The 2754-nt window shown below is 52.4% G+C and carries 3 protein-coding genes and 1 pseudogene; 1 reads left to right on the top strand and 3 read right to left on the bottom strand.

What is annotated here, in order from left to right:
- Positions 1–231, bottom strand: a pseudogene (locus ACN4EK_RS32335) (hypothetical protein); the annotation flags it as partial.
- Between the two features lie 38 nt (positions 232–269).
- Between ACN4EK_RS32335 and ACN4EK_RS32330 the strand changes: the two are divergent.
- A complete protein-coding gene (locus ACN4EK_RS32330) occupies positions 270–779 on the top strand; it encodes a CPBP family glutamic-type intramembrane protease (RefSeq protein WP_431662552.1) in 510 nt (169 codons plus the stop codon).
- A gap of 3 nt (positions 780–782) precedes the next feature.
- On the opposite strand, the gene ACN4EK_RS32325 is transcribed toward ACN4EK_RS32330, so the two are convergent.
- Entirely contained in the window at positions 783–1022 is a 240-nt protein-coding gene (locus ACN4EK_RS32325) for a hypothetical protein (protein ID WP_431662551.1), read from the bottom strand.
- Positions 1023–1044: 22 nt separating this feature from the next.
- On the bottom strand, positions 1045–2658 hold the full coding sequence (locus tag ACN4EK_RS32320) for a hypothetical protein (RefSeq protein WP_431662550.1): 1614 nt from the start codon (positions 2656–2658) through the stop codon (positions 1045–1047).
- Positions 2659–2754 lie beyond the last annotated feature (96 nt).

The raw sequence follows: 2754 nt of genomic DNA, 5'->3' as shown, positions 1-2754 counted from the left end.
AGATGTGTATAAGAGACAGCCCCCATCTCCCCCACCGCCCCGGCTTTTCGGCATTAGCTGCTGTAGTCGCCAGGAGGTGATCATCGTAATAGGGATGACCATCCCGAGACTGATTGCCATCCACCCGCCATTGCAGGTGCGGAAGGCTTGAATCAAGCCCTGGAAGTCGATTTTCGAGTAAATTACTGCCAGAATAAACAAGCTAACCAGGATGGAAATCAGGCGTTTCATGAGGTCAAGTTCTTAAGCGTTAACTACTTTGGGCAGCAATGATGCAAAAACTGTGGTGGCGGGTACTTCAGGCATGGTCAAGTCGTCCAACAAAACAGGATTGGGGGTGGGCGATCGCGTTATTAACGATCTACGGATTAGTCTACCTGCCGATCGGACTATTATCGGGGTTTCTCCGGTTTGATCCGCAGTTGTCACCCGGAACGATCGCTCAAGTAATGGTCGCTGCCGTGTTGATGCCGGGGTTAAACGAGGAGCTGATGTTTCGGGTATTGCCGATTCCCCATCCTAGAGAATCTATTTCACCCGGTATTCGCTGGTTCTGGATTGGGCTGAGTTGGATTAGTTTCCTGCTCTATCATCTGTTGCCCTGGACTCCCTCGTTTTTCCGCGAGCCGATGTTTCTGCTGGGGGCAGGGTTAGTCGGCACCATTTGTACGATCGCCTACCTGAAAACCGGCTCCCTCTGGATTCCCGTCTTCATCCACTGGCAAATTGTGGTCGTCTGGTTGCTCCTGCTGGGCGGCTTAACCCGCTTCTCACTGTAGCGATTATCCCGGCGAACTGAATTTCACCCGAATAATATGGGGGACAGAGCAGTGGGTGGGATAGATCGAGACGTTCACCACTTCCCACCAGTAGCCCTGATGATAAATGCGATCGCCGCTACGGGGTAACACCGGATAGTAACCGTAGGCATTTTCCGCTCGATGGAGAAAATCGGTTCCCGGATAGCCCCACACCTGAGCAGTGCTGTCAAGAACTTCTTCAAAATGAACCTGAAGGGACATAGTTCTGAATGAATTGACCTCGTTATAACGATCGTTCCAGATGTAGAATTTCTCCGGCAGGAAGAGATTTCGCTTTAGCGGTGAGATCGAGCCAGGGTTGTAATTGTCCTCGCTGGAAGGTTCGACTCATCACCACATAAATTGAAGTTTGGTCGCCACCGATGCCCACCGTTTCCACTCCTTGCCAGGACTCGGCTTTTAAGTCATCACGAATCTGCCATTGACCATCCCGCCACTCTAGCCGCCGATGGAAGCGGAAAGGAGCCGGTTGCTTCCCGGTAATCAACATTTTCTGGAGTAGCTTGCGGATCAGGTTAGGAAAGAATCGCCCGATCGTCAACATCACTACCCGCAAAATCATTAAATTAAATGGAGTCATTTGCTTTTGTTTTGCCCACCCCAGTTGCCCTTGAATCGCGATCGTGTCCTCTTCCACCTCACTCTCATACCGACCGACCAGATGGGCAACCGCATTTTTCCGCTTGCCTCCCTGCGTCACCTGCACAGAGAACTGCGTGTCTGAAGCCACTAACCTGCCATCCCGGAATAGCTTAAATACCCCCCCTTTATTTAAAGCAAGATACAGTTCCGTCGAGTCGCGGCGATCGATGAGAATTCCGGCATTCTTCAGCCACAGCCGCCCGGTGGGACGGGGAACAGGCGCGGGACGTTGCGGCACAAAGTCATGCCAGGCTAGTAAATAATTCCAGGTATGGTGTCCAATGATGTGGTCGTCGGCGTAGCAGGGCGCTAACCCATTTTGCAACCCGACTAAAAACTGGTCATTGATCCACAAGGCTTCCGGCAACCAGCGTCCGACCAACTCAAACCCGTGGGGAAAGAAATTATAGGTATTCCGACTGGCATATTCTCCCCCATAGGAACCATCGGGATGGATAAAGTGAGCCGCTAACTCTACCGCTTGCCGCAGTGCTTCTTTTACTCTCGGATCAGGTCGCAGTTGATCAATTCGCGCCAGACAGGCGATCGTCAGCGTATGGTAGCCCGGATCGCAGCCCTCATACTCCTGAAACCACCCTTCCGGATTTTGCCAGGACAACACCCGCTCCAATCGCTCCCCCCGTTCCCGCTCCCACTGGGAGGTTTTCAGCAAATTGCCCAGTAACTCCAGACACAACACAATCAATGCCTGGTGGTTGGTCAACTGACCACTTTCATGGTGATGGGCTAACCAATTGGCCCGCCGCTCAAAAAATGCCAGAGCCGCCGGATTGTGCAAATCCATCAGCTTATAGCTGTCAATACATGCCAGCAGGGAAAATGCCGCCGCTCCCCCCGCCCGCTCAAACGGGAAATAGTCATCACAGGAACCATCCGCATGGGCACTCCGAGCCGCATAGAGAATCCCCGCTTCCACCCAATCCCGAAATACAGGCTGCTGATAGAACGGGTTATCCGGCAACTCCGTGTGATACGCCAACGCCAACGGCAGGACAAACTCCTGCGACATGCCACTGGGAAAATCAATAATTTTGTACTGCCAGAAATTACGATCGAAACAGCCATAGGTCGGGCTATGGGGATTGCGGTCTAACAGCGTCAGAATCTTAGGAATCTGCGCGATCGCCTCCCGAGCCAACAAATCTCTCATCATCAACGGTTTATAATCAGCCATCAACTCCCCCATCTCCCCACTCCCCATCTTCCCTATCTCCCCTATCTCCCCTATCTCCCCTATCTCCCCTATCTCCCCTGTCTCTTATACACATCT

The sequence above is a fragment of the Pantanalinema rosaneae CENA516 genome, assembly GCF_050753385.1.
Taxonomy (GTDB): domain Bacteria; phylum Cyanobacteriota; class Cyanobacteriia; order Leptolyngbyales; family Leptolyngbyaceae; genus Pantanalinema; species Pantanalinema rosaneae.
The sequence above is the reverse complement of the archived record's forward strand: the minus strand, read 5'-3'. Positions and strand labels throughout refer to the sequence as shown.

What these genes read in the sequence shown, in the direction of transcription:
- ACN4EK_RS32330 (WP_431662552.1), top strand. Translation starts at nt 270, where the DNA reads ATGATGCAAAAACTGTGGTGGCGGGTACTTCAGGCATGGTCAAGTCGT.
- ACN4EK_RS32325 (WP_431662551.1), bottom strand. Translation starts at nt 1,022, where the DNA reads ATGTCCCTTCAGGTTCATTTTGAAGAAGTTCTTGACAGCACTGCTCAG.
- ACN4EK_RS32320 (WP_431662550.1), bottom strand. Translation starts at nt 2,658, where the DNA reads ATGGCTGATTATAAACCGTTGATGATGAGAGATTTGTTGGCTCGGGAG.